The organism is Streptomyces celluloflavus, from assembly GCA_000720995.1.
GTDB classification, from domain to species: Bacteria; Actinomycetota; Actinomycetes; order Streptomycetales; family Streptomycetaceae; genus Streptomyces; species Streptomyces celluloflavus.
The window spans coordinates 1-24,622 of the sequence record JOEL01000010.1 but is presented as its reverse complement, the minus strand read 5'-3'; the positions used below and the strand labels follow the sequence as shown (position 1 = coordinate 24,622).

Here is a 24,622-nt window from a genome sequence, read left to right as displayed (position 1 = left end):
TCCGACGACAGGCCCTGGCCTCCCGCCATGATCTGGGACGAAGAACGGCCGCCGGCCCTGGAAGCCGACGCGATCCACGGACTCACCCCGGCCTCGGGGAACCGTACGGCGACCGTGCGGGACAAGGCAGTGCGGGCGGTATGGGCCTGGTCACCCCGCGCACGGCTACTGGCCCTGGCGCCGGACATCGACGCTCCCGCCCTCCTCCACGACAGCGGCAGCGGCAGCGGCAGCGGCAGCGAGCAGCGGCAGCGAGCAGGAGTACACACCGGACGAGCCACCGCGCGCACTCACCGCACTGGCCGCGTCCCTTGACGACCGGACGGCGGTGGTGGCGGGCGGCCCCTGTTTCGTCTTCCCGGAGCGGCTCGCCGCCCACACCCCGGCCCCGCCGCCCCTCCTCGTATCGAACGCCGAAGGGCGGCGCCCGGCGCAGCGCCTGAACCGTCCCGACAACTGGCAGCCCGGCGAGTGGCCGAGCTGATCCGCGGGGAGACGGGCGAGTGGGCGATGGCCGTGCACGACAACTCGCCGGTCTCCATCTGCTTCTCCCCGGCATCGAACGACACCGCGGCGGAGGCGGGCATCTGGCCCCGGGCCGACTTCCGCGGCCGCCGCCTCGCCCCGCCGTCGTGGCGGCCTGGTCACAGCGCGAACGCCGCCACAAGGAGGTGCTCTTCCACAGCACCACCGCCGCCAACCACGCCTCCCGGTCGGTCGCGCGCACCCTCGGGCTGACTCCACCGGGCTGGATCTGGACGGTCCGCACCTGACGCCACCCCGGCTCCCTCCCCGGGCCCCGGGGAACATCGGACGGGCGACCACCGTTATCCCGTATCGCGGCCACCGGCACAGCCGGCGCCACCGTGGACCGACGGACCGACGGACCGACGGACCGGCGAACCGGCGAACCGGCGAACCGGCGGACCGGCGGACCGGCGGACCGGCGGACCGGCGGACCGAACGACAACGCACGAAGACGCGACGGCGGCGCGACAGTTGGACGACAGCTGGACAACGCGACGAACGACAGACAGGGGACACACCTCATGGGCGCACGCAACGGTCCGTACACCTGCGGTGTGGACGCGGCCGTGGACGTCATCGGCGGGAAGTGGAAGGTCCTGCTGCTGTGGGCACTGGCCGAGCAGCCGCGCCGGTTCGGCGAGCTGAGGCGGGAACTGCCGAAGATCAGCGAGAAGGTGCTCAGCCAGCAGCTACGCGAACTGGAGGCGGACGCCATCGTGCACCGCGAGGTCTACGCGCAGATCCCCCCGAAGGTCGAGTACTCCCTCACCGACCTCGGCGCCTCCCTCAACGAGGCCCTGTCACCGCTCGGCGCCTGGGGCCGCGCCCACATGGCACACCTGGAGGCCACTTACCCGCAGCGTCATCCGGCCTAGGTCTGCCCCTGCCCGTACCCGGTCCGCCACCCTGCCGTCCGCGACACCGTGTCCTGGATACCGCGTTCGCTCGCGGCGACGGGCGCGCAGGGCGAGCCCGCGCGCCGATCACCGCCGTCTCATCCCCGGCGCACCGTCGCGATATGTACCCGCATCGCGCACGGAATCCGGCCGTCCGGCAGCGCCGTCGCCGCCGACTCCGCCTCGAAGCGGGCCCGGAGCTCGGCCGTGGCCCCGGCGCCGAACAGGCCGAGATCGTAGATCCCACTCACCGTCTCCCACACCTGCTCCGGCGAACCGGTCAGATCGATCGCCACGGTCTCCCACTCCGCCGGGCCGAACCCGGCGGGCCCGAAGACCTCGTCGAACCCTTCGCGGCTACGGAGCCGCCGGTCCCCCAGAAGCGGAATCCGCTTCGCCGCCGGCGCCGCGTCGAACAGCGGCCGCGCCAGCCGCAGAAACCTCTCGTACGCCTCGTCGCCACCGGGCCCGCCGCCCAGGACCGCGGCCAGCACACCGCCCGGCCCCAGCACCCGCGCCAGTTCCGCGGCGACCTGCTCGGCGTCGCTCATCAGCATCAGCGCCATATGCGACACACAGCCGTCGAACTGCCCGTCTCGGAACGGGAGTTGCTGTGCCCGCCCGACGCGCAGATCGGCTCGCCCGACGCCCGGACGGCGGCGCGCCAGCGCCAACTCCTCGGCGGAGAGATCCAGTCCGGCGAGCTCCCGCCCGCGACCGCCGCTCCCCTGCCCTTCCCCCGCCTCGGCCAGCAGCTCCAGCAACAGCCCGTCGCCGCAGGCGAGATCCAGCACCCGGTCGCGCCCGGCCATCCGGTCCCGCAGGATCGCGTAGCTGGACCGACCGTCCGCCGCCCGGCCCCGGGACATCGCCCGCGCGGTCACCGCCGGATGCGAGGCGTGGAACGCCCGCAGAAACACTTCCTGTTCCGTCGTCATCCGCCGATCCTAGGAGGCCCCCCTGCTCACCGCCCGGCGTTCGCGGGCTTGCCTGTTTTCGCTCCGGAGGCGGGACGGGGCAACTGGGCGAAGGGGATAACTCGTTGACGGAGTGAGCATTCACTCCGTACTGTCCCGCGCATGCCTCCGCCCTCTCCTCCGCAGCGCCCACCCCGAAACGAAGAACGGCCTTCGGCCGCCGTTCCCCGCCGCCGCGCCCCCGGCATGAACGTCGAGCAGCGGCGGGCCATGATCGTGGCGGCGGCGCTGCCGCTGGTCGCCGAGTACGGGGCCGCGGCCACCACCGGTCAGATCGCGCGCGCCGCCGGCATCGGGGAAGCCACGATCTTCCGGGCCTTCAAGGACAAGAGCGAGGTACTGGACGCCTGCGTCGCCGAGGCGCTCGGTACGGACCATGTCCTGCGCACACTCGGCTCCATCTCCCTGGACGAACCACTCGCCGTACGGCTGGCCGAAGCCGCCGAGGCGGTCCGCGCCCACCTGGAGCGGCTGGGCACCCTGGTCGGCGCCCTGCACGCCTCCGGTCACCGCCGCGGCGGCCCCGCCCGCCCCGGCGACCGCCCGCCGCCGGACGGCCGGACACCGGACGGCCGGACGCAGTCCCTCGCCGCCCTCCGCGACAGCGTGGCCGAACTGATCGAACCCGACCGGGACGCCCTGCGCCTGAGCCCCGAAAAGGTCGCCGCCGCCTTCCTCGGCCTGCTCTTCGCCCGGTTGCGGACGCCGATCGCCGAGGACGACGTACCCCTCTCACCCGAAGAACTCATCGCCGTACTGCTGCACGGCACCCTCACCCACCCCGGGAGCGCACGATGACCGTCACCCTCAACCACACCATCGTCCCCGCCACCGACCACCGCGCCGCCGCCCGGTTCTTCGCCTCGGTGATGGGGCTGCCGGAACTCCCGCCGGCCGGTCGCGACGGGCACTTCGCCCCCGTCCGCGTGAACGAAACGCTCACCCTCGACTTCATGACGGCCGACATACCGGCCGACGGGCCTCCCATGGGCCACCACCTGGCCTTCGACGTCACCCCCGACACGTTCGACGCGATCCTCACCCGCCTCCGGGCCGCCGGCATCCCGTACGGCGACGACCCCGCCCGGCCGGGCAACGGCCGTACCAACCACCCGCTGTGCGCCCGCGGCCTGTATTTCACCGACGATGCCCACAACCTCTACGAGGTCATGTCCCCGGCGTAGTACGCGATCCGGCCACCGGCACGCGGGCCCTCGGCGGTCGGCGGTACGGCGCGGGCGCCGGGGTTCTCCGCCAGGTACGCCCGGTTATGTCAGCCGCCGGGTACCGGGAATCCGGAATCAGGAATCGGCACCACACGCCCACCCGACCGCAGGGAACGGTAGAGCGGAGCGCTGGGAGGAACGGTGGAACGGAGCACTGGAGAGGAACCGTGAAGAGATCCCCCGCCATCCGCCCCCACCCGTCCACCCCTACGCATCCGCCCCTACCCGTCCGCGACATCGCCTCCCGCGATCGCCCGCAAGGCGTCGCAGTGGGCGGCGAAGGCGGTGCGGCCGTCCGCGGTGAGGGCGAGCCAGGTACGCGGGCGTTTGCCGACGTACCCCTTGGTGACCGCGACATAGCCAGCCTTCTCCAGAGTGGCCACCTGCCGCGACAGCACCGAATCGCTCACCTCGACGGTGTCCCGGACGAAGGCGAACTCGGCCTTGTCGGCGGCCGCCAGGGCCGCCATGACCGAGAACCGGACCGGCGCGTGGATCACCTCGTCGAGCCCGTGGCGCGGATGGGTACCGGGACCCGGACGCGTCACCGCCGGGCCGCCAGGAAGCCGCCGACCAGACCGGGCAGCGCCACGGCCACCGCGCCCGGCACCCACCAGGCCGCGACGCCCGGGAACCAGGTCACGCCGCCGGCCAGCACCGCGCCGTTCAGCACCCCCCAGGTGGCGATCAGGCCGCCGTGCCGCAGCGCGAACCCGCGGCCGACGACGCGCTGCCTGGCCGAATAGACCGACAGCCCCGCGATCACGACGACCCAGAACCCGGTGCCGAGCGCCACGCCGTACGGATGGTGCAGCAGCCCGATGGCGAGCACGCAGAGGGCGGCCGCGCACCCGAAGATCACTTGATAGCGGACGTACCACCGCCCGCTACCGCGCACGCTGGAGCCAAGTTCCCGCGCGCGGGCCAGTGCGTCCGACGCGTCCTTCGCGGCGTACTCGGACATGCCTGCCTCCCCTGTCTGATGACGATGGTTCAACAATGCCAAGTACTTTCCAAAACGACAAGTACCTTCCATCACCACAACCACGCCCCGACGGGCCGCATTGGACCGCACTGGACCGCATCGGACCGCGCTGGACCGCACCGGACCGCACCGGAGCGTCCGCACCGCACGGCGCAGCCCGCGTCACGGCACCACCCACCCCGCCTCGGCGGCCCACCGCTCCGCCGCGCCCATCAGGACATCCGTGGCGGGGGCCTTGATCTGCCCGTAGTCCAGCAGGTCGGGCACGCTGACCGACAGGCGCCGCTTGAACGCGCCCCACGCCCGCCGCGCGTCCGCGTCGGCCCGCAGATAGTCGCGGAAGAGCAGCGCGTAACGGGAGTTGGGCCCGCCGCTCTCCCGGAGGTGCACATTGCAGGGGCGCTCTCCGACCGGTGGCGCGAAGACGAGCTTGGCGCAGTGCTGTCCGGCGGTGATCTCCGTACGGTTCCACGGTTCGGGCCGGCAGCGGAAGCCGATCGCGGCGAGCAGCGGAACGTCCCGCGCCGCATCGACCGACCGCATCCGGACCTGCACATCGACGCAGTCCTTCGCCGGCAGCCCGGGAACCGATGTCGATCCCACATGGTCGACCGCCACCGCGAGATCCCCCAGCGCGGCCCGCAGCCGCCCGGCCAGCCGCTCGAACTCCTCGGGCCACGACGCCCGGTACGCCACCACGGCGACCGGCCGCCGCTCATCGGGAAAAGGCATACCCGGACGCTACCGGCCACCGTCGCGGACACCGCCCCGAGCGGGACCACCGGACGAGTCCCGGCAGCACGGCAGTGGAGCGCGGTACGGCGACGGGTCAGGCGGCGGACGGCGGGCGGCGGTGAAGTGCGTACGGCGACGGGGGCGACGGTCTGGCGGCGGGCGGTAACGAAGTACGCCACGGGGCGACGGTCAGGCCAACCACCAGGCGAACAGCCCGCAGAGGGCGAGCAGACCGCAGACGGTGAAATTGACGAGCTTGTGCTGGAGGAAGACCGCGACGAATTCGCGGATGGTCGCGCTCGGCCAGAAGTACGCGGCCGTCGGGGAGCCCACCACCTGGCCGTTGACACCGGTCTTCCGGGCCATCAGGGCGGCCCGGAACGCATGGAAGTTGTTGGTGACGATCACGCATGAGTAGTCCGGCCCGGCCGCCGACATGATCGCCTTGCTGTACTCCAGATTCTCCTCGGTGGTGCGGGACTTGTCCTCGCGCGTTATGTGCTCGGCGGGGAAACCGCGCCCGGTGAGGTAGTCGGCCATGGCATGGGACTCGGGGAGCCGCTCGTCCGGGCCCTGGCCGCCGGAGGTGATGAGCACGGGCGGATTGCCGCGCGCCGCCTGCGTCTCGTGCACCTTGCGCGCGCGTTCGAGGCGGCTGGCGAGCAGCGGCGGAACCTTTGTGCCGCCGATCAGACCTGAGCCGAGCACCACCACGAAGTCGATGTCGCGGCGCGGCTGCATCCGGCCGTACAGGAACGCGTACCCGACGAAGCAGAAGAAGAGGAACGACACATAGCCGACGATCAGCAGAATGGTGCCGGCGACGACCGCCAGCCCGCGGGACTGCGTGGCGGCGGCCGTGATCAGCAGTCCCATGAGGCCGAAGATGCCGAGCCCGGCGAGAAAGGAGAGCAGGTTCGCCGGGCGCCGCCCCTCCTTGCGGATCATTTTCACGCCGTTGGCCAGGAGGAACACCGGCAGCACGAGGGCGCCGAGGAAGGGGACGCCCAGGAGGACCGCGACCACCAGCAACCCCAGGACCGGATGACCGCTGTCGCCGGCACTGCCGAGCACCGGCAGCAGCGCGAACATCAGGCAGATGACGGCGAGCCCCAGATAGACGGCGTTGCTGAAGCGCCGACGGTCCCGCAGAACACCGAAGCCGAAAAGAACGAGAAACAAGGCCGCGGGGGCAAAGGCGATCACGCCCGTATCGTACGCAACACGGGCGCCGCTACCTCAGCCGCGGACGGCGGCAGCGGATCCGCGCACGAGGGGTGCGGGGGTCGGGCTCCTGCTCCGTATGCCCGCTCGTGCCCTGTCCCGGATAACTGTGGGCAGTGCGGGGCTCTGACCTGCGATGCCTGTGGTTGGGTAAAGCCGGAAACCGACGCTGAGGCCGCACTGGCTCGAACCGCACCGACCGGAGACGTCCCGAAGTGAGACGGAGCGAGCTAGTTGTCGCCAACTCCAAAGATCACCGACTCTTGGAAGGTGAGAGAGGTCAGGACTGCGCGCTCCGGAACGCGAGATACCGGCTGAAGGCTTCGTGGCTGTCGGGGGTGAAGCGCCACTCCAGCAGGGCCGACCGCAGCTCCGGCTCGGTCAGCCAGCCGTGCCAGGCAACCTCATCGGGGTCGGCGACCACGGCATCCGGCACCACGGCTTCATGCACGCCGAGCCAGTGAGGGCTCAAACCGCTGCGGTTGAGGAACGTGAACAGCAGGCGCGGCAGCGCACGAATGCCCAGCTCTTCGGCCAGCTCCCGCGCGGCGGCCTGTTCATAGGTCTCGCCTACATTCGCGGCGCCACCGACCTCGACCTCATAGAGCCCGGGGAAGCGCGATACCCGCTCCGACCGCCGGTGGACGAGGATCCGCCCACGATCATCACGACACACCGTCACGGCGACCCGATGCAGCCAACCCTCCCGGATGGCCTTCCGACGGCTGACCACCCCCAGCACACGATCTTGATCGTCGACACGCTCCACCAGTTCGTCCACGACGCACACCCTGGCAGAGCCCACCGACAACGCCGCTTCTCGGAGCCCCGTGGAGACCGACCCAGGAGCACCTGCACCAGGAGGCTGCACCCGGATGACGACAGTTGTCCTGCAAAGACGACACCTATCGCGCTCAGGCTCACGAAGCCCCCCACGTGTCCCCCACCACTTTTGCTAGCACCTGCTTGCAATAGTTAGCACTCATGGCGCACCATCGGGGTATGGCCTCACTCAACGTCGGCAATCTCGGTGAGTTCCTGCGGGAGCAGCGGCGCACGGCGCAGCTGAGTCTGCGGCAGCTCGCGGATGCCGCCGGGGTGTCCAATCCGTACCTCAGTCAGATCGAGCGCGGGCTGCGCAAGCCGAGTGCGGACATCCTTCAGCAGCTGGCCAAGGCGCTGCGGATATCCGCGGAGACCCTGTACGTCCAGGCCGGGATCCTCGACGAGCGGCGGGGGCTGGACGGGGTCGAGGTGCAGAGCGCGATCCTGACCGACCCGTCCCTGACCGAGAAGCAGAAGCAGGCCCTGCTCCAGATCTACGAGTCTTTCCGCAAGGAGAACGGGCTCGGGAGCGAGAGTAGGGGCACCAAGAACGGCAAAAGCACCGAAGGCTCCGAAAGTGCTGAGGGTGCTGAAAGTACCGACGGTGCCGAAGGTACTGACGGTGCCGAAGACAACGGCGGTGGCAAGGGCGCCAAGGGCGGTGCCGCCGGCGGGCAATGAGGGTGCGGGCGGCGCGGACTCCCGTGAGGCGGCGGCCGAGGGCGGCCCGTACACCACCTGAGCGACCGATTTCGATTCCAGGAGGAACCACGTCATGGCCATCACCGATGACCTCCGCAAGACGCTGACCGACGCGACCCCGCTGTACGCCCTGGCCGGCACCGCCGACCTGGCGGCCGAGAAGCTCGGCGAGGTGCCGGCGCTGGTCGAGAAGATCCGGATCGAGGCGCCCAAGCGCTTCGAGGCCGTCCGCGGCACCGACCCGAAGGACGTCCAGGACCGGTTCACCAAGCAGGCGAAGGACGCCCAGGACAAGCTGACCGAGCTGCTGGGCTCGCTCGACACCGATCTGAAGAAGATCCGCGAGCAGGCGCAGGACCTCGCGTTGCAGGGCGTGGGCCGGGCCGCCGAGTACGCCGTCAAGGCCCGCGAGACGTATGACGAGCTGGCCGAGCGCGGTCGCGGCGCCGTGCAGTCCTGGCGTGGCGAGGCCGCCGACCAGGTCGAGGAGCTCGCGGTCGTCATCGAGCCGGAGCCGGTGGTCACGCCCCCGGCCGGCGGCGGGGCCAACGCCAAGCCGGCCGCCGTGAAGAAGCCCGCGCCGCGCAAGCCGGCGGCGAAGAAGCCCACCCCGCCGACCGCGGAGTGAGCTCGCTCACCATTGGCCGTTCGCCGAGCGGGCGGGTGGCGGGGCGGACGGGTAGTGGAGCGGGCGCGCGCCACGGCGGCGTGCACCGGATCCATGGGGCGGGCCGGGCACACTTCAGGTGTCCGGCCCGTTCTCCGGGTACGGTGGGGCCGCGAAAGGCCGAGACGAACCGGATGAACGGACGGTGGGCAGCGTGTTGATCTACGGGTTCCAGAACGTCCTGGACTGGCTCCAGCTCGTTCTGGGCATCTACGCGGCCGTGATGCTGATCGACGCGGCCGTGCGCCGTGAGGACGCCTATCGCGCCGCGGACAAGCAGTCCAAGGGCATGTGGCTGATTTTCCTCGTGATCGCCACCGCGCTGCTCTTCCTGCTCCCCCTGATGTCGTTCCTGCCGATCATGGGCGTCATCGCCGTGATCGTCTACACCGTCGACGTACGCCCGGCGATCAAGCAGGTCGCCGGCGGCGGTCCGCGGCGCGGCGGCTCCAGCTCGGACGGACCGTACGGTCCCTACAACGGCGGCCGCTGAGCGCGGACCGTACGGCCCCGCCGCTCCCGGGCGGGGCGGGGACCGTTCGGCCCGGCACCGCCCCGGCCGCCCGCCCGCGCCGCGCACCGCGCGCTACTCCGGGCGGCCCTTCTCCCGCCGGTCCAGCAGCAGGACGGCCACATCGTCGGTCAGTTCCTCGCCGTTGAGGGCGCGGACCTCCGTGACCGCCGCGTCGAGCAGCTCCTCGCCCCGGAGACCGGACGCCATCTGACGGCTCACGAGGTCGGTCATCCCCTCCTGGCCGAGGCGCTGGTTGCCCTCCCCCGTCCGGCCCTCGATCAGGCCGTCCGTGTACATCATCAGGCTCCAGGCGCCGCCCAGCTCGATCCGCCGGCGCGGCCAGCGGGCGTGCGGCAGCAGACCGAGCGCCGGGCCGCCGGACTCGTACGGCAGCAGCCGCGGCGGCCGTCCGGCGCGGGCCAGCAGGGGCGCGGGGTGGCCGGCCAGGCACAGGCCGGCGTGCCGGCCGTCCGGGGAGATGTCGACGGTGCAGAGCGTCGCGAAGATCTCGTCGTCGGCGCGCTCGTGCTCCAGCACCTTCTGGAGCGTGGCGAGCAGTTCGTCGCCGCACAGTCCGGCGAAGGTCAGCGCCCGCCAGGCGATGCGCAGTTCGACGCCGAGCGCGGCCTCGTCCGGGCCATGACCGCAGACGTCGCCGATCATCGCGTGGACGGTGCCGTCCGGGGTGCGGACGGTGTCGTAGAAGTCGCCGCCGAGCAGCGCGCGGCTGCGGCCGGGGCGGTAGCGGGCCGCGAACCGCAGGCCGGAGCCTTCGAGCAGGGGCGTGGGCAGCAGACCGCGCTCCAGCCGCGCGTTCTCCTGTGCCAGCATCCGCGACTCGGTGAGCTGGTGTTGCGCGCGGTCGGCGCGCTTGCGCTCGACCGCGTAGCGCACCGCGCGGCTCAGCACCGCGCCGTCCAGCTCGTCGCGGAAGAGGTAGTCCTGGGCGCCGACGCGTACGGCGGCGGCCGCCCGTTCGGCGTCCGTCTGGGAGGTCAGCACGAGGACGGCGTGCGTGGGCGCCATCCGCAGCACCTCGCGCAGTGCGTCCAGCTCGTCGCCGGGGCCGCACGCTTCGCCGGGGTCGCACGCTTCGCCGGGACCGCGGGCGCCGCCGCGGCCGCGTACGTCTCCGGGGTCGCACCCGTCACCGGGGCCCCGCTCGTCGCGCTCCGCCCGCGCCTCCCGGGTGTCGCGGGTGTCGCGGATGTCCCGGGTGTCGCGCTCCGGCGGGGCCAGGTCGAGCAGGATGCAGTGCACATCGTCGGTGAGCAGCCGCTCGGCCTCGGTGAGGTTCCGGGCGGTCCGCAGCCGGACCTTGTGGTCCGCACCGTCCCACAGCTCGGGGACGGGGCTGTTGGGGTCCGCGCCGATGAGGAGCAGGGTCAGGTCCTGCGGGAACGCACCGTGGCCGGTCCGCTCCCCGGGGATGGCGTCCCCGGCGGCCGGGTGGCCGGCCGCCGCCCCGTCCGCCGCGTCCGCCCGTTCACTCCCGGCCGCCGGGGCCGCCGCCGGTGCACCCGCCGGGCGCGCGGACGCCTGCGCCGGTCCGGCCGGGGGCCCCGCCGCGGCCGCGCAGCCGTCGTCGTCCACCGGTCCTGCCTGGTGCGGCAGTACGACCGTCCGCCGGTCCGGCACGGGTACGGGCATTCCTCTGCTTCCTTCCCTCCCCAGAGGGTGCGGTGGTGCGCCGACGGCGCGCCACCGTGCCCGGTCCACGCCGCTCGTCGTCACAGGAGCGAGGCGCCACCGGGCACTGAAAGGCGACCATAGCGTCAGTGCCGAGGGCGAGGGAATGACCGATGGCAATCGACCATCGTCATATGCCGTACCCCATAAGGGAAATGACCTGGACAGGGCCCGGGAAGGCGGAAAAGGGAATGACGAAAATCACCCTGCCCGACCGCATTCAACCGCAGCCGGGCAACCCTCCGAAAACGATCAATCCGGTCATTTAACGATCAATTCAACTACTTATCGGGCCGTACGATCCCCAGGATCGGCATCGAGCCGGCCCCGGTGATCGTGACCTGCCGGCCGGGCCGCGGGGCGTGCACGATCGCGCCGTCGCCCAGGTACATCCCGACGTGGCTGGCGTCCGCGAAATAGATGATCAGGTCACCGGGCCGCATGTCCTTGAGGGCGACCCTGGGCAGCTGGTGCCACTGCTCCTGCGAGGTCCGCGGGATCGTCTTGCCGCCGGCCTGCCAGGCCCGCAGGGTCAGCCCCGAGCAGTCGAAGGTGTCCGGCCCGGCCGCGCCCCACACATAGTTCTTGCCGATCTGCGACGTGGCGAACGAGATCGCTTTCTTGCCCTGTTCGGACGCTTTGCCGCTGATCTCTTTCAGCGCTCCGGAGTCCAGCCATTTCTGCTGCTTCAGGAATGCCTGATCCTCCTCCAGCTTCTTCAGCCGGTCTTTCTCCTTGGCGGCCAGCCGGGATTCCAGATCTTTCGCCGCATCGATCTTTTTCTTGATGTCCTGCTGCGCGCTCTCCTTCTTCTTGCGGTTCTCCTCCAGCACCTTCCAGCGCTCCGTGGCGGCCTTCGAATAGCCCTCCAAATCGCCCTTCGTCCGAGCGAGTTGGCTGATCACGCCCTTGACCGCCTGCTGTCCTTTACGGGCCAGCGTGGCATCGTCGAGAAAGCCCTCGGGATCGTCGCCCAGCATCAGCCGGGCCTCGGGGGGAAGGCCGCCGTCGCGGTACTGGGCACTGGCCAGCGCACCCGCCCGGCGCTTGAGGACGGCCAGCTTCTGCTGCGTCGAATCGATGTTCCGCGCCAGCTTGACGATCTCTTTCTGCTGGAGCTCGACCTGTTCCCTGGCCCCGTTGAAGGCGTCGGTGGCCTGTTCCGCCTTGCGGTAGAGGTCCTCGATCTCCTTGCGGACGTCGTCCAGGCGCTTGTCCTCCGCGGCCGCCGAGCCACCGCCCTTGGCGTCATCGCTCTTGGCGCCGCCACCGTTCTTTGCGTCACCGCCGGCGTCCCGGCCCGCTCCGCTCCCCGGCCCCGGATCCGCGTACGCGGCCGTCGCCGTCCCGCCGAGCAGCCCCATCGCGCACAGGACGACGGCCGTGCACGCCAGCACCCGGCCCCGTGTCCCCCGGCTGCCGCCCCGCCCCCCGGCTCCCCGTATGTCAGGCGCGCCGTATGCACCCCGTACGGCCCCTGCGCCCCGAACGCCCTGCCGTGTCCCCTGGCTCCCCACCAGTCACCTCCGGTCGTTCCGCACCGATTCGCGTGGTCCATCTCGCGCGGATGCTGCCATACCGGCTGGTAATTCGACAGGGTGACGGGCCGTTTCCCGCTGACTGCCGCCCACTTCCCGCAGCGCACCCACCTGACGGCCGAGGTTCACTCTGCGTTCACTCTCCTCCATCGGCGGCTTCACCTGTTCTGCCTAATTTCGGCCGTACCGAGTGAGCGGCAGGCCCCCAGGGCACTCGCGAACCGGCCGGCTGGCACCGCGGAGCGGCGACAGCCGCGAACGCGTCATCATCACGTCACCACCCCGCACGCCGAGCAGCGGCGCGCCCCAGGAAGGAACTCTCGACAGTGAAGCTTCAGCGCAAGAACCGGGTTCGCGCCCTCGCCGTTGGCGCTCTCGCCGTCTCCGGTGCCCTGGCCCTGACGGCGTGCGGCTCCGACGACGCCAGCGGCTCCAGCGGCAGCGGCACGTCCGCGAAGCCCGCCAGCATCAAGTGCGAAGGCAAGGGCAAGCTGCTCGCGTCCGGCTCGTCCGCGCAGAAGAACGCCATGGACGTCTGGGTGCAGAACTACTCGGGCGTCTGCAAGGACACCGAGATCAACTACCAGGACCCGGGCTCCGGCGCCGGTATCACCACCTTCCTCCAGGGCCAGACCGCGTTCGCGGGCTCCGACTCGCCGCTCAAGCCCGAAGAGGTCGAGAAGTCCAAGAAGGTCTGCAAGGACGGCGGCCAGGCGATCAACCTCCCGATGGTCGGCGGTCCGATCGCGATCGGTTACCACGTCCCCGGCGTCGAGAACCTGGTGCTGGACGCCCCGACCCTCGCGAAGATCTTCGACTCGGAGATCACCAACTGGAACGACGCCGAGATCAAGAAGCTCAACCCGGACGCCAAGCTGCCGGACCTCAAGATCCAGGCGTTCCACCGCTCCGACGACTCGGGCACCACCGACAACCTCACCAAGTACCTCAAGGGCGCGGCCCCCGACGCCTGGAAGCACGAGCCGGCGAAGACCTGGGCGGGCAAGGGCGGCCAGGCGGCCTCCGGCTCGTCCGGTCTCGCCGCGCAGGTCAAGCAGAACGCCGGCGCCATCTCGTACTTCGAGCTGTCGTACGCGACGGCCGGCAAGATCTCGACCGTCAAGCTGAACACCGGTGCCAAGGAGCCGGTCGAGGCCAACGTCGACAACGCCTCCAAGGCCATCGCCGAGGCCAAGCAGGTCGGCAAGGGCAACGACCTCGCGCTGAAGCTCAACTACACCACCAAGGCCGAGGGCGCCTACCCCCTCACCCTGGTGACGTACGAGATCGCCTGCGACAAGGGCAACAAGGCCGAGACGCTGGCCGCGACCAAGTCCTTCCTGACCTACACCGCAAGCGCGGACGGTCAGAACGCCCTCAAGGCGCTGGGTTACGCCCCGATCCCCACTGAGATCGTCGAGAAGGTCCGCAAGACCGTCGCCTCGCTCTCCTGACCCACCGGGCGGCGGCCCCCACGACGCCGTACGGCCCCCGGGCCCGCCTCCCCGGCCCCGGACCGTACGGCCCCGGGCCGCCGCCGCCCATCCGGTGCACCGCCGCGCCAGGAGCCCCGCCGGCTCCGCAGACCGGAGAAACCATGACTTCAGCAACCCCGACAGCCGACGTACCCCCACCACCACCGCGGACCGACGCGCCCTCCGCCATCTCCGGCCGGGCCATCCGCCCCGGTGACCGGATCTTCCTCGGGCTCTCCCGCGGCTCCGGTATCGCCCTCCTGGTGATCATGGGCGCCATCACGGCGTTCCTCACCTACCGGTCGGTGATCGCCATCTCCGGCGATCACGCGAACTTCTTCACCACCTTCGACTGGAACGCCACCGGGACGGAGCCGAAGTTCGGCATCGCGGTGCTCGCCTTCGGCACCGTCGTCAGCTCGCTGATCGCGATGGTCATCGCCGTCCCGGTCGCGGTCGGCATCGCGCTGTTCATCTCGCACTACGCACCGCGCAAGCTGGCCTCGCCGCTGGGCTACGTCATCGACCTGCTCGCCGCGGTGCCCAGCATCATCTACGGCCTGTGGGGCGCGCTCTTCCTCGTCCCGCACCTGACCGGCCTCTACAGCTGGCTGGACGACTACCTCGGCTGGACCGGCATCTTCCGGTACGGCGACGGCGCGGCCCGGTCGCTCTTCACCGTCGGCATCCTGCTCGCGATCATGATCCTGCCGATCGTCACCAGCGTCAGCCGCGAGGTCTTCCTCCAGGTGCCGCGGATGCACGAGGAGGCCGCCCTGGCGCTCGGCGCCACCCGGTGGGAGGTCATCCGGATGTCGGTGCTCCCCTTCGGCCGCTCCGGCATCATCAGCGCCTCGATGCTGGGCCTGGGCCGCGCGCTCGGCGAGACGATGGCCGTCGCCACGGTCCTCTCCCCCAGCTTCCTCATCGGCGCGAGCCTGCTGGACCCGGGCGGCGGCACCTTCGCCCAGAACATCGCGAGCAAGTTCAACGAGGCCGACGAATTCGGCCGGGACGCCCTGATCGCCTCCGGTCTCGTCCTCTTCGTGATCACGCTGCTCGTCAACGGCGCGGCCCGGCTGATCATCGCCCGCCGCAAGGAGTACTCGGGAGCCGCATCATGAGCGACGTCATGACCGACCGCCGCCCGCGCGCCGAGCATCCCGGCGGCACCCCGCTCCCGGTCTCCCTCCGCCAGGCCCGGCTGCCCCGCTGGACCCCGGCCGCGCTCGCGCTGGTCTCGGCCGCCCTGGGCACCGGCATCGGCCTCGTCGGGGGCCTGGACAGCAGGATCCAGTGGGGCCTGATCGCCGCCCTGCTCTTCATCGGCGGTACGTTCGCGCTGGCCGCCGGCGTCGAGGGCGCCCGGCAGGCCAAGGACCGGCTGGCCACCAGCCTGGTCTGGATCGCCTTCCTGCTCGCCGTCGTCCCGCTCGCCTCCCTGCTGTGGGAGACCGTCGCCCGCGGCACCACGGTCCTGGACGGCTTCTTCCTGTCCCACTCGATGGGCACCCTCCCGGACGCGCTGCCCGGCGGCGGTATCTACCACGCGATCATCGGCACCCTGGAGCAGGTGGGCCTGGCGACCCTGATCGCCGCGCCGCTCGGGCTGCTGACCGCGGTCTACCTCGTCGAATACGGGCGCGGCAGGCTCGCCAAGGTCGTCACCTTCTTCGTCGACGTGATGACCGGTATCCCGTCGATCGTGGCCGGTCTGTTCATCCTCTCCGTCTGGATCCTGATCCTCGGCTTCGGCCCGTCCGGCTTCGCCGGCTCGATGGCCCTGGCGATCCTGATGATGCCGGTCGTCGTCCGCTCCACCGAGGAGATGCTCAAGCTCGTCCCCAACGAGCTGCGCGAGGCGTCCCTCGCCCTCGGTGTCCCGAAGTGGCGCACCATCCTCAAGGTCGTCCTGCCGACGTCGATCGGCGGCATCACCACCGGTGTGATGCTCGCCATCGCCCGCATCACCGGTGAGACCGCCCCGGTGCTGCTCCTGGTGTGGGGCGCGAAGACGATCAACGGCAACCCCTTCGAAGGCGCCCAGCAGTCGCTTCCGCTGTATGTGTTCCAGCAGTGGCAGCAGGGCTCCGATGCCTCGTACGACCGCGCCTGGTCCGCGGCGCTCGTCCTCATCGCCTTCGTCATGATCCTGAATCTGGTGGCCCGCGGCATCGCCCGCTGGAAGGCCCCCAAGACCGGACGCTAAGACGTCAGTCCGCGGCCTCGCCGCGTGGCTACCCGTACGAAAGAAGTAGTGATCCCCATGGCCAAGCGCATCGACGTCAGCGGCCTCTCCGCGTACTACGGCGGCCACAAGGCCATCGACGACATATCCATGACCGTCGAACCGCGTTCCGTGACCGCCTTCATCGGCCCGTCCGGCTGCGGCAAGTCCACCTTCCTGCGCACCCTGAACCGGATGCACGAGGTCACCCCGGGCGGCCGCGTCGAGGGCAAGGTGCTGCTGGACGACGAGAATCTGTACGGCTCCGGCGTCGACCCGGTCGCCGTCCGCCGCACCGTCGGCATGGTCTTCCAGCGCCCCAACCCGTTCCCCACGATGTCGATCTTCGACAATGTCGCGGCCGGCCTGCGGCTGAACGGCACGCACAAGAAGAACGAGCTCAAGGACATCGTCGAGAAGTCCCTCAGGGGCGCCAACCTCTGGAACGAGGTCAAGGACCGCCTGGGCAAGCCCGGCTCCGGCCTCTCCGGCGGCCAGCAGCAGCGGCTCTGCATCGCCCGCGCCATCGCGGTCGAGCCGCAGGTCCTGCTGATGGACGAGCCGTGCTCGGCGCTCGACCCGATCTCCACCCTCGCCATCGAGGACCTGATCGGCGAGCTGAAGGAGCGCTTCACGATCGTCATCGTGACGCACAACATGCAGCAGGCCGCGCGGGTCTCGGACCGTACGGCCTTCTTCAACCTCGCGGCCGTCGGGCAGCCCGGCAAGCTGGTCGAGATCGACGAGACCGAGCGGATCTTCTCCAACCCGTCGGTCCAGGCCACCGAGGACTACATCTCCGGCCGCTTCGGCTAGAGCTGCCCGGCCTGGCCGGCCCCAGCACGTCCTGCGGTGCTGCATGGCGGTGCCACCGCATGACGAAGGGCCCGCCCCTCCTTCCCGGGGGGCGGGCCCGTCCTCGTCCTCAACTGCCTGCGTCGGCCGCTAGCCGAAGGCTCCCTGCACGATCCAGTACGCCAGCGCCGCGACCAGCGCCGCCGCCGGCATCGTGATGAACCAGCCCATCACGATGTTCTTGGCGACGCCCCAGCGCACCGCGCGCGAGCCCTTGGTCGAGCCCACGCCCATGATCGCGGAGGTGATGACATGCGTCGTGGAGATCGGCGCGTGGAACATGAACGACGCGGTGTACATGACCGACGCGGCCGTGGTCTCCGCGGCGAAGCCCTGCGGCGGGTCCAGTTCGATGATCCGCCGGCCGAGCGTGCGCATGATGCGCCAGCCGCCCGCGTACGTACCGAGCGAGAGGGTGATCGCGCAGGCCAGCTTGACCCAGATCGGGATCGCGTCGTTCTCGCCCTCGACATCGGCGATGACCAGGGCCATCACCACGACGCCCATGGTCTTCTGCGCGTCCTGGAGGCCATGGCCGAGCGCCATGCCCGCGGCCGAGACCGTCTGGGCGATCCGGAAACCGCGCTTGGCCTTGTGCGGGTTCGCCTTCCGGAACATCCACAGGATCACGACCATCACCAGATAGCCGAGTACCAGGCCGATGATCGGCGAGATGAACATGGGCAGCACGACCTTCTCGATCACCCCGCTCCAGATCACCTCCGTGCCGCCCGCGAGCGCCGCACCGACCATGCCGCCGAACAGGGCGTGCGAGGACGACGACGGCAGCCCGAAGTACCAGGTGACGAGGTTCCACACCACCGCGCCGAGCAGCGCGGCGAAGAGGATGCCCATCCCCTTGTTGCCCTGTGGTGTGGAGATCAGCCCTTCGCTGACCGTCTTGGCGACCCCGCTGCCCAGGAAGGCACCGGCGAGGTTCATCACCGCGGCCATCGCCAGCGCCGCCCGCGGGGTCAGCGCCCGCGTCGAGACCGAGGTGGCGATGGCGTTCGCGGAGTCGTGGAAGCCGTTCGTATATGTGAAACCGAGTGCGACCGCAATGGTCACGATGAGCGCGAAGGTGTCCATGGCCGGGGCTCAGGACTCCTTGACCGCGATGGTCTCGACCGTGTTGGCGACATGCTCGAACGCGTCCGCCGCCTCCTCCAGGATGTCCACGATCTGCTTCAGCTTGAGCACCTCGATGGCGTCGTACTTGCCGTTGAAGAGATGCGCGAGCAGCTTGCGGTGGATCTGGTCGGCCTGGTTCTCCAGGCGGTTGACCTCGATCCAGTACTCGGTGAGGTTGGACATGGTGCGCAGATTCGGCATCGCCTCGGCGGTCAGCTCCGCCGCCCGCGCCAGCACCTCGATCTGCTGGTCGACGCCCTTCGGCAGTTCCTCCACCTTGTAGAGGACGACCAGATCGACGGCCTCTTCCATGAAGTCCATGATGTCGTCGAGCGACGAGGCGAGGTTGTAGATGTCCTCGCGGTCGAACGGCGTGATGAAGGAGGAGTTCAGCTGGTGGAAGACCGCGTGGGTAGCGTCGTCTCCCGCGTGCTCCGCCGCCCGCATCCTTTCGGCGATCTCTGCCCGCGCGGAGGCGTCCGCCCCGAGCAGTTCCATCAGGAGCTTGGAGCCCGTGACGATGTTGTCCGCGGAGGCGGCGAACATGTCGTAGAAGCTCGTCTCCCTGGGGGTCAGACGAAAGCGCACGTGAAATCCTCGGGGTGCATCGGATTCGGTCGGGTTGATGCTAGGCGCATCATCCAGCCACAGCTAACCGGCATTCCTTCAGTGTCGCCCATCGGGCAGCATGCTCTGCACGGGGTACCGCCGGTGCCCGCGAAATTCGCTAACATATACCCACCAGGGGTATACGCATCGCCTAGATACCACGGGAGACGGCCATGACGACCACGGACGCCGACACCAGCGGCCCCGCCGCAGCCGCCGCGGCCCCGCACACCCCGCAGCCGAAAACCGACCGCCAAGGCGACCCAAACGCCGTGACCAATCACGATCTGGGCATTCACGGCTATGCTCAGCAAAAGGACGCCCACCTCAAGCGGCTGCGCCGCATCGAGGGCCAGATCCGCGGCCTCCAGCGGATGCTGGAAGAGGACGTCTACTGCATCGACATACTCACCCAGGTCTCGGCGAGCACGAAGGGCTTGCAGTCCTTCGGCCTCCAGCTCCTGGAGGAGCATCTGCGGCACTGCGTCGCGGACGCCGCCGTCAAGGGACCTGACGCCATCGACGAGAAGGTCAAAGAGGCGACGAAGGCGATCGAACGGATGCTGCGCACCTGACGCCTGGCGCCCGGGACGCGGCTCCCCGCCTACCGCGGGCGCCGTCCCGCCGGGCCGGGCCGCCGCGGCAGCCGCTCCGCGCGGCGGCCGGCCGATCCGCCGTCCCCGCGCCCGGCCACGTCCAGCACCTCGTCGATACGGTCCGCACTGAGCCGATCCTCGCTCGCGGACGCCGCCGCGATCATCAGCTCACCGGTCAGATCGATCTCGACGAGGGCTACGTGGTCCGGCCCCGTCACATGGCAGTGCGCGGCCACGTACCGCACCTCCTCCTCCGAGCGCCGTCCCACACCCCTGGTGGCTCCCGCCCAGCGTAGGGACGGGCGTACGCTCCGCGCATGGCACGGATGGACCATTTCCGCCCCCGAGCACGCGTCCCCGGTCACCTCCCCGGCACAGGGGGGCGCACACGGCCACCGGGCGGTCCCGCGATACTCCGCGCCAGGGACGAGGGTGGTGCGACGACGGCGGCGGTGCGACGGCAGCGGTCCGACGACGGCGGTGCGACGGCAGCGGGTGGCGGGCGGGGAGCGGACGGCCACGCCGGAGCCGGGCCACCACAGGGGGCGGGGAGCGGACGGCCACGCCGGAGCCGGGCCACCGCAGGGGGCGGGGAGCGGACGGCCACGACCGAGCCGAGCCACCACAGGGCGCGGGGTACCGACGGCTGCGACGGGGCAGGGCCTCGGGCGGCGGGCAGCTGACGGGGCATGAACGGGGACAGGCGCGGGGGCCCAGGTACGGGACCAGTTACGGAGCCGACCCACCGTCACCGGGCCGCAGCCACCGGCCCTCGCCCACCGGCTCCGCGCTACGACGCCGCGGAGGCGATCTTCCCGGCGTAGATGTCCCCCGCGGCCGGCAGCCGCACCGCCGTCTTCGCCCCGAACGAGTACAGCTCCGTCGTCGAGATCACCGACGCACCCCCGGGCGCACCGTTGGCGAAGCGGAACCGCTCCCGCACCCGGCGCAGCCGGCCGGTCTCGTCCAGATACACATCGAACGGCACGGCACGGGTGGTGAACCCTTTCTCCGCCGCCCGCAGCACGGACTGCACCCGCTCCGACGCCACCGCGGCCGCCGCCCCGATGTCCGTCGTCCCGCTGTAGTGCCGGACCGGCACCCCGCCCAGCCGCTGCTCGCCCCGGTACGTCACCTCCCGCGCCCCGCGCAGCAGTTCGGCGGCGACCAGCGGATCCGTCACGCCACCGGTGACCAGATTCCCGTCGGCCAGCGTGGCGATGTCCACCCGCACCCACTTGTCGGCCGGCACCCCCGCACCGCGGTTCTTCATGAAGAGCGCACCGGGCGCCAGAATCTCCGTGATCGGCGGATGCCCGCCGCCGTGCCCGCCCGCCGGACCGGGCAGTACGACCCGCAGCTGACCGCTGCTCGTCCGGAAGTCGTAGCCGCCGGCGCCGCGGATGACGACGCGGGTGCCGCCGCTGGCGGTCTCCATCGCCGTACGGACCCTGGCGGAGCCGGCCCGGACCAGCGCGTCGGCGCTGCCGCGGACGTCCTGGGCGGCCACCGCGGTCCGGCCGGACACCACCTGTTCGCCGGCCGCGGCACCGCCCGGGGAACACCCCGTCGTCAGCAGCCCCGCCGTCAGCCCCGTCCCGCACGCCACGGCCACCGCGCCCGCGACCGCGCCGCCGCTCCGTCTGTCCTGCACCACCATCGCGTACGAGCCCCCTCGGCCGCTGTGTTCGTGTTCCGGACGGTCATTTCTGCCGGTCCGGGCCGGCCGTGCCAGGTGGCCGGGCTGATCCCTGCGGGCTGATCCAGCCGACAGACCGTTCCCCCGGCCGCCGACCGGGCGTTTTGTCCACCGCTCCGTTCAACGACCGTTCCGGGGGCCCGTCACGCCCGGCCACCCCGGGCGCGTAGCGTGGCCGGGTGCCCGACCGAGCCCCCCAGGATCCACCGCCAGGTCCCGCCCCCGTCCCCCACCGCACCCCGGATTCCGCCCCGGCCGCACGGCCGGCCGGCCCGGATCACGCCCCCGCACGACACCCTCACGTCTCCACCACCGAACGCGGCTCCTTCTGCCTGGCCCGCTGCGACTGCGGCTGGTCGGGCCCGGCCCGCCGCGCCCGCTCCCAGGCCCGTACGGATGCCGCCCGCCATCTGACCGACCACCACACATCTGCCGAACGTCCCCCGGAGTAGCCCGGCCCGAGCCTCCACGTGACCTCGCTCCCGGCCTCCCGGCCTCCCGACGCCGCCGCCCTCGCCGACCGCCCGGTGCCCCACCGGCCGCCGAGGCCGGAGAACGCCGACGGCCCGGCCCCCGTGAAGGGGCCGGGCCGTCAGACCTTCGGGTCTCTCGTATCCCTCAGGTCTCTCGGATATCCCGGATCCTCAGGCCGCCAGGTCCTTGTCCCGTCCGTCGTGGCGGGGCGGCAGCGGCGGCCCGGTGGTCACGAACTGTCCGCCGGCGGCGTCCTGGCCCGCACGGCCGGCCGCGCCCGCCTCGGCCGCCGCCCGCGCCGCCGCGGCCGGGGCCTGCACCAGCCACCCGGCCTTCGACCGCCCGACCGTCGTCGCCAGCGGTACCAGCAGCGCCTGCGCGAGCGGCGCCAGCAGCAGCGCGACGGCCGTGCCCAGCGCGAACCCGCCGACCACATCGGTCGGATAGTGCACACCCATGTACACCCGGCAGAAGCCTTCCAGCAGCGCCAGCCCGATCCCGATCAGGCCGTAGACGCGATGGACGATGAACAGTCCGGCGGCGACCGCCATGGTCAGCGTCGCGTGGTCACTCACGAACGAGAAGTCGGTCTTCCCCTGGATCAGGACCGTCATCTCGGCGTGGTCGTTGAACGGCCGCGGTCGCGAGACGAACGCGCGGATCGGGATATTGGCGAGCAGCGCGAGTCCGGCGGCCAGTGGCGCCCAGACCAGTCCCGCGACGGCGGCCGGCGCGTCCTGTTTGCGGCGTGCGGACCACCAGGCGATCAGACACAGCACCGCGAGGCCGGCGATGATGCCGTACTCGCCGATGAACTCCATCGCACGGTTGACCCAGTGCGGGGCACCTTTCGCGAGACCGTTGATGCCGTCGAGCACATCGACATCGGGGTTCGGTCCCTCCAGTGCGAGTCCAGCCATCTGCCGCGGCCCCTTATCTTTCGCGCGCGCGAGCGCCTAGGTCTTGCTGCCCACCCCCGTGGTCGTCGAGCATCCGCCGCACCGGTCGCGGCCACGTCCGCACGCCCGCCGCCACGCCCTGTGCCACGTCCCCGCCAGGAAAACGTGATGCCTGGTCCTGGCGTTCCACTCTCCACCGGATGATCACCAGGACGTTATCGAAGCTTGACTCATCGCCGCAGTTCAGGGCCCTATATTCACCCGGCGTTCGCAGTCGGGAGCGCTTTTGCGCCATCCGCCGTGACCCGGGTCGCACCGATGTAGTCCGGCGCATCGATCTTGTCGAAACGGATCACCGCACCGGTATGCGGCGCATTGATCATGTACCCGCCTCCCACATAGATCCCCACGTGGTGAATCGTCCGCGGGTCGTTCAGGTTGTGCGCGAAGAACACCAGGTCGCCCGGGAGCAACTCGTCCCGCTGCGGATGCGGACCGGCGTTCCACTGATCGTTCGCCACCCGCGGCAGATCGATGTCCACCGAGTTGTAAGCGGCCTTGGTGAGCCCCGAGCAGTCGAACCGGCCGTTCTGATCGGCGGTGCCGTTACCGCCCCACAAATAGGGCGTACCAAGCTTTCCCTGTGCGTAATAGATGGCGGCGGCCGCCTGTTTCGAGGACGCCACCCGCCCCACCGGCGCCTCGAAACTCTTCGCCAGGGTCGTAATCGTCTTCACGTAATTCTGCGTCTCGCTGTACGGCGGGACACCGTTGTACTGAATCACCCGATACGCCCCCGCGTTGTACGCGGCGAGCATGTTGCTGGTGGCGTCGCCCGGCGCGTCCTTCACATATTTCGCGAGGTCGCAGTCGTACGAGGCCGCCGACGGAATCGCGTCCTCCGGATCCCAGACGTCCTTCTTGCCGTCGCCGTTCGCGTCGATACCGTACTCCGCCCAGGTCCCCGGGATGAACTGCGCGATGCCCTGCGCGTTCGCGGGGCTCTGCGCCTTCGGGTTCCAGCCGCTCTCCTGATAGAGCTGCGCGGCAAGCAGCGCGGGACTTATTGCCGGGCAGAGGTTGCCCCACTTCTGCACCAGCCCCTGGTACGCGGCCGGTACGGCACCCTTGGCCAGCCCGACGGAGCGACCCCCGGCCGCGCCCGCCACCCCCGCGGCGGCGGCGAACGTCCCGGCCACGAGCAGCCCGACGAGGCAGAGCAGCAGCCCCGCCCCGAGCCCACCGGCAATCCAGAATTTCCGCACCCCCCAACCCTCCCTCATTCGGCCCCGATTCACACCCCCTCCCCCCATCCGACCGCCAGTTATCGCCGTCTGACGGAGCACCACACGGCGCAGGGGAGCACCGGGGGCGGCCGGCATCGCGCCACACGGACGCCCCGCCCTGCTGCTTCATCGGGTTCACCGGGCTCATTGGCCCCTTTGGGCTCCGGATCGATTCAGCGGCCGGACTCCGAATGGCGGGGCGCGACGGCCCGGTCCGCGCCTCTCGCCAATGATCATTGCTCAGAGTGATCAGTCGTGATACACAAAGTGAGACTAATGGGCTCGGCGGACGATTCACGGAGCCGCGCACACGCCATCCCCACCGGATCCGTCAAAGAAAGCCGCCAAGTCGACATCTGATGGCGTCTTTGTCAGCGAAGATAGAGACTGACCTGCACTGCATGGCGCAGGCGTACAACTACCCATAAGGGGCGGTGAGTTCATTTATGTTCATGGCAGCCGAAAAGGGCGATATCACCACCATCATCGGCGGAATCGCCCCGGACTGGGGACCGTTCGGGAGCCTGGGCAACGAGGCCCGTGTGATGGTCGAGGTCATCATGGCGATCGCGATCCTGCTCTGTCTCGGCATCGCGATCTGGGGCGCCGCCAAACAGCGCATCGGCGCCACCGCGCTCCGCGACACCTTCAGCGCCGAACAGGGCAAGGGCCTGATCGTGGCCGGCCTGACCGGCGTCTTCATCATCGGCTCCCTGGGGACGCTCTTCACCATCGTCTACGGCATGGCCGTCTAGCCCCGCGCCCCGCCCCGTACACACGCTCCGCACCAGCCCGCCCCGGCGCCGCCCCCTTGCCCCGCCCCCTGTGCGCCCCCGCCTCCCCTCTCTCCGCCGCCCCGTGCCCC

General features: G+C 70.7%; 30 protein-coding genes. 16 read left to right on the top strand and 14 right to left on the bottom strand.

The features are described 5' to 3' along the window. The first annotated feature begins 27 nt into the window (after positions 1–27). The 3 genes from IH09_RS39785 (at position 28) to IH09_RS11065 (ending at position 1,403) form a co-directional block, all read left to right on the top strand. Positions 28–315, top strand: a complete 288-nt coding sequence (locus tag IH09_RS39785) for a hypothetical protein (RefSeq protein ID WP_240151098.1) — start codon at positions 28–30, stop codon at positions 313–315. A gap of 317 nt (positions 316–632) precedes the next feature. Further along, the gene (locus tag IH09_RS39780) at positions 633–773 is read left to right on the top strand and encodes a hypothetical protein (RefSeq protein ID WP_240151097.1); all 141 of its coding nucleotides are present in this window, start codon (positions 633–635) and stop codon (positions 771–773) included. A gap of 276 nt (positions 774–1,049) precedes the next feature. Next, positions 1,050–1,403 carry a winged helix-turn-helix transcriptional regulator gene (locus tag IH09_RS11065; protein ID WP_052855978.1) on the top strand — a complete coding sequence of 118 codons (354 nt, stop codon included), beginning with the start codon at positions 1,050–1,052 and terminating at the stop codon, positions 1,401–1,403. Positions 1,404–1,522: 119 nt separating this feature from the next. Here IH09_RS11065 and IH09_RS11060 read toward each other — a convergent pair whose 3' ends face one another. After that, a complete protein-coding gene (locus IH09_RS11060; RefSeq protein ID WP_052855977.1) occupies positions 1,523–2,362 on the bottom strand; it encodes a class I SAM-dependent methyltransferase in 840 nt (279 codons plus the stop codon). Between the two features lie 225 nt (positions 2,363–2,587). Here IH09_RS11060 and IH09_RS11055 point away from each other — a divergent pair, with 225 nt between their 5' ends. Next, a complete protein-coding gene (locus IH09_RS11055) occupies positions 2,588–3,199 on the top strand; it encodes a TetR/AcrR family transcriptional regulator (RefSeq protein ID WP_052855976.1) in 612 nt (203 codons plus the stop codon). After that, positions 3,196–3,585 (top strand): VOC family protein, encoded by a 390-nt coding sequence (locus IH09_RS11050; protein ID WP_052855975.1) that lies wholly within the window; start codon positions 3,196–3,198, stop codon positions 3,583–3,585. Before IH09_RS11055 ends, IH09_RS11050 begins: the two co-directional genes overlap by 4 nt. A gap of 263 nt (positions 3,586–3,848) precedes the next feature. Here IH09_RS11050 and IH09_RS11045 read toward each other — a convergent pair whose 3' ends face one another. The 5 genes from IH09_RS11045 to IH09_RS11025 all read right to left on the bottom strand — a co-directional run bounded on the left by IH09_RS11045 (position 3,849) and on the right by IH09_RS11025 (position 7,361). Beyond that, positions 3,849–4,175 (bottom strand): transcriptional regulator, encoded by a 327-nt coding sequence (locus IH09_RS11045; RefSeq protein WP_052855974.1) that lies wholly within the window; start codon positions 4,173–4,175, stop codon positions 3,849–3,851. Beyond that, positions 4,172–4,591 (bottom strand): hypothetical protein, encoded by a 420-nt coding sequence (locus IH09_RS11040; RefSeq protein ID WP_052855973.1) that lies wholly within the window; start codon positions 4,589–4,591, stop codon positions 4,172–4,174. The genes IH09_RS11045 and IH09_RS11040 overlap by 4 nt, the downstream gene beginning before the upstream one ends. A 183-nt stretch (positions 4,592–4,774) precedes the next feature. Continuing rightward, a complete protein-coding gene (locus tag IH09_RS11035) occupies positions 4,775–5,344 on the bottom strand; it encodes a GrpB family protein (protein WP_052855972.1) in 570 nt (189 codons plus the stop codon). A 192-nt stretch (positions 5,345–5,536) separates the two neighbouring features. Continuing rightward, on the bottom strand, positions 5,537–6,553 hold the full coding sequence (locus IH09_RS11030; protein ID WP_052855971.1) for a YdcF family protein: 1,017 nt from the start codon (positions 6,551–6,553) through the stop codon (positions 5,537–5,539). Between the two features lie 298 nt (positions 6,554–6,851). Then, positions 6,852–7,361, bottom strand: a complete 510-nt coding sequence (locus tag IH09_RS11025) for an NUDIX hydrolase (RefSeq protein ID WP_190233264.1) — start codon at positions 7,359–7,361, stop codon at positions 6,852–6,854. A 212-nt stretch (positions 7,362–7,573) separates the two neighbouring features. On the opposite strand from IH09_RS11025, the gene IH09_RS11020 reads away from it, so the two are divergent. From IH09_RS11020 to IH09_RS11010, 3 genes are all read left to right on the top strand, one after another. Then, positions 7,574–8,077 carry a helix-turn-helix domain-containing protein gene (locus IH09_RS11020; protein ID WP_052855969.1) on the top strand — a complete coding sequence of 168 codons (504 nt, stop codon included), beginning with the start codon at positions 7,574–7,576 and terminating at the stop codon, positions 8,075–8,077. Positions 8,078–8,171: 94 nt separating this feature from the next. Further along, on the top strand, positions 8,172–8,726 hold the full coding sequence (locus IH09_RS11015; RefSeq protein ID WP_052855968.1) for a hypothetical protein: 555 nt from the start codon (positions 8,172–8,174) through the stop codon (positions 8,724–8,726). A gap of 193 nt (positions 8,727–8,919) precedes the next feature. Beyond that, positions 8,920–9,258, top strand: coding sequence for a DUF2516 family protein (locus IH09_RS11010; protein WP_052856115.1), 339 nt, complete (start codon positions 8,920–8,922; stop codon positions 9,256–9,258). A gap of 93 nt (positions 9,259–9,351) precedes the next feature. Here the strand turns inward: IH09_RS11010 and IH09_RS11005 are convergent, their stop codons facing one another. Further along, positions 9,352–10,929 carry a PP2C family protein-serine/threonine phosphatase gene (locus tag IH09_RS11005; RefSeq protein ID WP_052855967.1) on the bottom strand — a complete coding sequence of 526 codons (1,578 nt, stop codon included), beginning with the start codon at positions 10,927–10,929 and terminating at the stop codon, positions 9,352–9,354. A gap of 152 nt (positions 10,930–11,081) precedes the next feature. On the opposite strand from IH09_RS11005, the gene IH09_RS38950 reads away from it, so the two are divergent. Further along, positions 11,082–11,237: a hypothetical protein gene (locus IH09_RS38950; RefSeq protein ID WP_172451022.1), complete on the top strand. Its 156-nt coding sequence runs from the start codon at positions 11,082–11,084 to the stop codon at positions 11,235–11,237. 12 nt (positions 11,238–11,249) lie between these two features. Here IH09_RS38950 and IH09_RS11000 read toward each other — a convergent pair whose 3' ends face one another. Further along, positions 11,250–12,362, bottom strand: coding sequence for a C40 family peptidase (locus IH09_RS11000; protein ID WP_240151110.1), 1,113 nt, complete (start codon positions 12,360–12,362; stop codon positions 11,250–11,252). A 470-nt stretch (positions 12,363–12,832) separates the two neighbouring features. On the opposite strand from IH09_RS11000, the gene pstS reads away from it, so the two are divergent. The 4 genes from pstS to pstB all read left to right on the top strand — a co-directional run bounded on the left by pstS (position 12,833) and on the right by pstB (position 17,024). Further along, positions 12,833–13,960, top strand: a complete 1,128-nt coding sequence (pstS, locus tag IH09_RS10995) for a phosphate ABC transporter substrate-binding protein PstS (protein ID WP_052855966.1) — start codon at positions 12,833–12,835, stop codon at positions 13,958–13,960. A 143-nt stretch (positions 13,961–14,103) separates the two neighbouring features. After that, on the top strand, positions 14,104–15,105 hold the full coding sequence (pstC, locus tag IH09_RS10990; protein WP_052855965.1) for a phosphate ABC transporter permease subunit PstC: 1,002 nt from the start codon (positions 14,104–14,106) through the stop codon (positions 15,103–15,105). Then, positions 15,102–16,190 (top strand): phosphate ABC transporter permease PstA, encoded by a 1,089-nt coding sequence (gene pstA / locus IH09_RS10985; protein WP_052855964.1) that lies wholly within the window; start codon positions 15,102–15,104, stop codon positions 16,188–16,190. Before pstC ends, pstA begins: the two co-directional genes overlap by 4 nt. A 57-nt stretch (positions 16,191–16,247) precedes the next feature. Further along, entirely contained in the window at positions 16,248–17,024 is a 777-nt protein-coding gene (gene pstB, locus IH09_RS10980) for a phosphate ABC transporter ATP-binding protein PstB (protein ID WP_052855963.1), read from the top strand. Positions 17,025–17,153: 129 nt separating this feature from the next. On the opposite strand, the gene IH09_RS10975 is transcribed toward pstB, so the two are convergent. Both IH09_RS10975 and IH09_RS10970 read right to left on the bottom strand, forming a co-directional pair. Next, positions 17,154–18,152: an inorganic phosphate transporter gene (locus IH09_RS10975; RefSeq protein ID WP_052855962.1), complete on the bottom strand. Its 999-nt coding sequence runs from the start codon at positions 18,150–18,152 to the stop codon at positions 17,154–17,156. Between the two features lie 9 nt (positions 18,153–18,161). Beyond that, a complete protein-coding gene (locus tag IH09_RS10970) occupies positions 18,162–18,782 on the bottom strand; it encodes a DUF47 domain-containing protein (RefSeq protein WP_052855961.1) in 621 nt (206 codons plus the stop codon). Positions 18,783–18,976: 194 nt separating this feature from the next. Here IH09_RS10970 and IH09_RS10965 point away from each other — a divergent pair, with 194 nt between their 5' ends. Next, positions 18,977–19,378: a metal-sensitive transcriptional regulator gene (locus tag IH09_RS10965; RefSeq protein WP_052855960.1), complete on the top strand. Its 402-nt coding sequence runs from the start codon at positions 18,977–18,979 to the stop codon at positions 19,376–19,378. A 29-nt stretch (positions 19,379–19,407) separates the two neighbouring features. Here the strand turns inward: IH09_RS10965 and IH09_RS10960 are convergent, their stop codons facing one another. Next, the gene (locus IH09_RS10960; RefSeq protein WP_205380335.1) at positions 19,408–19,668 is read right to left on the bottom strand and encodes a hypothetical protein; all 261 of its coding nucleotides are present in this window, start codon (positions 19,666–19,668) and stop codon (positions 19,408–19,410) included. Positions 19,669–20,189: 521 nt separating this feature from the next. Beyond that, positions 20,190–21,059, bottom strand: coding sequence for a hypothetical protein (locus IH09_RS10955; RefSeq protein WP_052855959.1), 870 nt, complete (start codon positions 21,057–21,059; stop codon positions 20,190–20,192). Positions 21,060–21,277: 218 nt separating this feature from the next. Here IH09_RS10955 and IH09_RS36955 point away from each other — a divergent pair, with 218 nt between their 5' ends. Further along, on the top strand, positions 21,278–21,550 hold the full coding sequence (locus tag IH09_RS36955; protein WP_094793896.1) for a hypothetical protein: 273 nt from the start codon (positions 21,278–21,280) through the stop codon (positions 21,548–21,550). Positions 21,551–21,742: 192 nt separating this feature from the next. On the opposite strand, the gene IH09_RS10950 is transcribed toward IH09_RS36955, so the two are convergent. Continuing rightward, positions 21,743–22,492 carry a phosphatase PAP2 family protein gene (locus tag IH09_RS10950; protein ID WP_052855958.1) on the bottom strand — a complete coding sequence of 250 codons (750 nt, stop codon included), beginning with the start codon at positions 22,490–22,492 and terminating at the stop codon, positions 21,743–21,745. Between the two features lie 236 nt (positions 22,493–22,728). After that, the gene (locus IH09_RS10945; protein WP_052855957.1) at positions 22,729–23,736 is read right to left on the bottom strand and encodes an NlpC/P60 family protein; all 1,008 of its coding nucleotides are present in this window, start codon (positions 23,734–23,736) and stop codon (positions 22,729–22,731) included. Positions 23,737–24,203: 467 nt separating this feature from the next. Between IH09_RS10945 and IH09_RS10940 the strand changes: the two genes are divergently transcribed. Further along, the gene (locus IH09_RS10940) at positions 24,204–24,512 is read left to right on the top strand and encodes a hypothetical protein (RefSeq protein WP_052855956.1); all 309 of its coding nucleotides are present in this window, start codon (positions 24,204–24,206) and stop codon (positions 24,510–24,512) included. Positions 24,513–24,622 lie beyond the last annotated feature (110 nt).

What these genes read in the sequence shown, in the direction of transcription:
- IH09_RS39785 (WP_240151098.1), top strand. Translation starts at nt 28, where the DNA reads ATGATCTGGGACGAAGAACGGCCGCCGGCCCTGGAAGCCGACGCGATC.
- IH09_RS11065 (WP_052855978.1), top strand. Translation starts at nt 1,050, where the DNA reads ATGGGCGCACGCAACGGTCCGTACACCTGCGGTGTGGACGCGGCCGTG.
- IH09_RS11060 (WP_052855977.1), bottom strand. Translation starts at nt 2,362, where the DNA reads ATGACGACGGAACAGGAAGTGTTTCTGCGGGCGTTCCACGCCTCGCAT.
- IH09_RS11055 (WP_052855976.1), top strand. Translation starts at nt 2,588, where the DNA reads ATGAACGTCGAGCAGCGGCGGGCCATGATCGTGGCGGCGGCGCTGCCG.
- IH09_RS11050 (WP_052855975.1), top strand. Translation starts at nt 3,196, where the DNA reads ATGACCGTCACCCTCAACCACACCATCGTCCCCGCCACCGACCACCGC.
- IH09_RS11040 (WP_052855973.1), bottom strand. Translation starts at nt 4,591, where the DNA reads ATGTCCGAGTACGCCGCGAAGGACGCGTCGGACGCACTGGCCCGCGCG.
- IH09_RS11035 (WP_052855972.1), bottom strand. Translation starts at nt 5,344, where the DNA reads ATGCCTTTTCCCGATGAGCGGCGGCCGGTCGCCGTGGTGGCGTACCGG.
- IH09_RS11020 (WP_052855969.1), top strand. Translation starts at nt 7,574, where the DNA reads ATGGCCTCACTCAACGTCGGCAATCTCGGTGAGTTCCTGCGGGAGCAG.
- IH09_RS11015 (WP_052855968.1), top strand. Translation starts at nt 8,172, where the DNA reads ATGGCCATCACCGATGACCTCCGCAAGACGCTGACCGACGCGACCCCG.
- IH09_RS11005 (WP_052855967.1), bottom strand. Translation starts at nt 10,929, where the DNA reads ATGCCCGTACCCGTGCCGGACCGGCGGACGGTCGTACTGCCGCACCAG.
- IH09_RS38950 (WP_172451022.1), top strand. Translation starts at nt 11,082, where the DNA reads ATGGCAATCGACCATCGTCATATGCCGTACCCCATAAGGGAAATGACC.
- pstC (WP_052855965.1), top strand. Translation starts at nt 14,104, where the DNA reads ATGACTTCAGCAACCCCGACAGCCGACGTACCCCCACCACCACCGCGG.
- pstA (WP_052855964.1), top strand. Translation starts at nt 15,102, where the DNA reads ATGAGCGACGTCATGACCGACCGCCGCCCGCGCGCCGAGCATCCCGGC.
- pstB (WP_052855963.1), top strand. Translation starts at nt 16,248, where the DNA reads ATGGCCAAGCGCATCGACGTCAGCGGCCTCTCCGCGTACTACGGCGGC.
- IH09_RS10975 (WP_052855962.1), bottom strand. Translation starts at nt 18,152, where the DNA reads ATGGACACCTTCGCGCTCATCGTGACCATTGCGGTCGCACTCGGTTTC.
- IH09_RS10965 (WP_052855960.1), top strand. Translation starts at nt 18,977, where the DNA reads ATGACGACCACGGACGCCGACACCAGCGGCCCCGCCGCAGCCGCCGCG.
- IH09_RS10955 (WP_052855959.1), bottom strand. Translation starts at nt 21,059, where the DNA reads ATGGTGGTGCAGGACAGACGGAGCGGCGGCGCGGTCGCGGGCGCGGTG.
- IH09_RS10950 (WP_052855958.1), bottom strand. Translation starts at nt 22,492, where the DNA reads ATGGCTGGACTCGCACTGGAGGGACCGAACCCCGATGTCGATGTGCTC.
- IH09_RS10940 (WP_052855956.1), top strand. Translation starts at nt 24,204, where the DNA reads ATGTTCATGGCAGCCGAAAAGGGCGATATCACCACCATCATCGGCGGA.